The 2,212-nt window shown below is 67.5% G+C and carries 3 protein-coding genes; 1 reads left to right on the plus strand and 2 read right to left on the minus strand.

Features of this window, described 5'->3' with window-relative positions:
* The coding region (locus tag FM069_RS21475) for a TPM domain-containing protein (RefSeq protein ID WP_143490450.1) at positions 1–619 on the minus strand (619 nt) is incomplete at its 3' end.
* On the minus strand, positions 619–1,182 hold the full coding sequence (locus FM069_RS21480; protein WP_233282101.1) for a LemA family protein: 564 nt from the start codon (positions 1,180–1,182) through the stop codon (positions 619–621). The genes FM069_RS21480 and FM069_RS21475, both read right to left, overlap by 1 nt.
* A 456-nt stretch (positions 1,183–1,638) precedes the next feature.
* Here FM069_RS21480 and msuE point away from each other — a divergent pair, with 456 nt between their 5' ends.
* A complete protein-coding gene (msuE, locus tag FM069_RS21485; protein ID WP_143490452.1) occupies positions 1,639–2,196 on the plus strand; it encodes an FMN reductase in 558 nt (185 codons plus the stop codon).
* Positions 2,197–2,212: the final 16 nt, after the last annotated feature.

The following is a 2,212-nucleotide window of genomic DNA, read 5'->3' on the forward strand; positions in this document are numbered from 1 at the left end:
AAGAGACAGCACCACCCCCGCGTCCACCGCCGCCGCCCCGCAACATCAACAGGACGACGATCAGCAGGATCACGAAGGCGCCGCCAGGCACCCGCTCCTGCCTGGCCTGCCGCGGCTCGGCGGGCGCCTGGGATGGATCGCTGCCCAGCACCTGCAGCATGGCGTCCACCCCTTCGTCGATACCGGCCGGGTAGTCGCCCCGGCGGAACGCCGGCAGGATCACCCGATTGATGATGAGGGAGGATTGCGCGTCGGTGAGCCGGTCCTCGAGGCCGTAGCCCACCTCGATCCGCACCTTGCGGTCGTCCCGCGCCACGATCAGCAGGGCACCATTGTCCTTGCCCTGCTGACCGATGCCCCAGTGACGACCCAACTGGTAACCGTAGTCCTCGATGGTTTCGCCCTGCAGGCTCGGCACGGTGACCACGACTACCTGCTCACCGCTGGCCTGCTCATGGGCGGCCAGGGTGGATTCCAGGCGGGCCCGACGGGACGCATCCAGCAGGCCGGCCTGGTCCACCACCCGGCCGTCGAGGGCCGGGAAGGTCGGCGCCGCCTGGGCCAGCGCAGCGCCGGCCCACAGCGCCAGGGCCCACGCCAGCCCCCGCCAGGGTCGCATTACTGGAAGCTCACCTTGGGCGCCTGGTCGGCGTCGGGTGCGGTGGCCTTGAAGTTCTCACGCACCTTCATATCCCGGTACAGGGTCATCTGCCAGAGGCGGCCGGGGAAGGTACGAATCTCGGTGTTGTAGCGTTCCACCGCGGCGATGAAGTCGCGACGCGCCACCGCGATGCGGTTCTCGGTCCCTTCCAGTTGCGACTGCAGGGCGAGGAAGTTCTGGTTGGACTTGAGGTCGGGATAGCGCTCGGACACCACCATCAGCCGGCTCAGGGCGCTGCTCAGTTGCTGCTGGGCCTGGTCGAACTGCTGCAGTTTCTGCGGATCGTCGAGGGTGCTGGCGTCCACTTGGATGGAGGTGGCCTTGGCCCGCGCCTCGATCACCTTGGTGAGGGTCTCCTGCTCCTGCTTGGCGTAGCCCTTGACGGTCTCCACCAGGTTGGGGATCAGATCGGCGCGGCGCTGGTACTGGTTTTCCACCTGGGCCCAGGCAGACTTCACCTGCTCGTCGTACTGGGGAATGTTATTCACCCCGCAGCCCGCCAGCAGCAGCGAGCACAGCATCAACGTGGTCAGTTTGGCGCGGGACAGCAGGGACAACGGTTGGCTTAGGCTGGACATGATGCTCCTCGGTCAGCGAGACGGGCACGGCCCGGGTCGGGATTGTGGGTTTAGAAGCGGAGCGGCCGGACGAGTTCAGCTCCCGTGGAGGCGGCCTCCGGAACCGACGAAGCCCGATGCATGTTGGCGAGCATTCGGGGACATGGAAGGGCTGCCAGGAGACCGCCAGGCCGGCGCCATTCCAGCGCGTTGAAGGCCCTGACCCGCGCCAGGTGTTCCGGGGGCGACTGTTGCCCCAGCAACTGTTGCCCTGGCAACACACCATCAACACTCTCGCTGCCCTGGCCACACTCCGGCCTCGCATTTTTAAAAATACCATTGTAAATCAGCGGCTTGCCATCTGGCACAGGGCTTGCTCAAGGACAGGTAACCTCGTCACCCAGAACAGGAACCCGCCCCATGACCGCTCCGCTCAACATCGTCGCCGTATCCGGCGGCGCCTATCGCCCCTCCCGCACCCTGGTCCTCGCCGAAGCGATCCTGGCCGGCCTGGCGGAGCGGGTCCTGGCCACCTTCCGCTTCGTCGAACTCAGCGAGATCGCCCGCCCCCTGGGCGGCGCGCTGTCCCGCGACGAACTGCCGGAGGCCGTGGAGGAGCAACTGCGCGCCATCGAGAACGCCGACCTGCTGGTAGTGGCCTCGCCGGTGTACCGCGGCTCCTACCCGGGGCTGCTCAAGCACCTGTTCGACCTGGTGGGCATGGAGGCGCTGGTGGACACCCCGGTGCTGCTGGCCGCCACCGGTGGCAGCCCGCTGCACGCCCTGGTGATCGATCACCAGTTGCGCCCGCTGTTCAGCTTCTTCCAGGCCATCACCCTGCCCATCGGGGTGTATGCCACCGAGGGCGACTTCAGCGACTACCGGGTCGCCAGCGAGGCCCTGAAGGCCCGCATCCGCCTGGCCGTGGAGCGCGCCGTGCCGCTGCTGGGCGTTCCCGAACTGCGCAAGATCGCCTGAGCGCCCGCCCCATGAT

This window comes from Pseudomonas mangiferae (assembly GCF_007109405.1).
In the GTDB taxonomy this organism is placed as follows: Bacteria; Pseudomonadota; Gammaproteobacteria; order Pseudomonadales; family Pseudomonadaceae; genus Pseudomonas_T; species Pseudomonas_T mangiferae.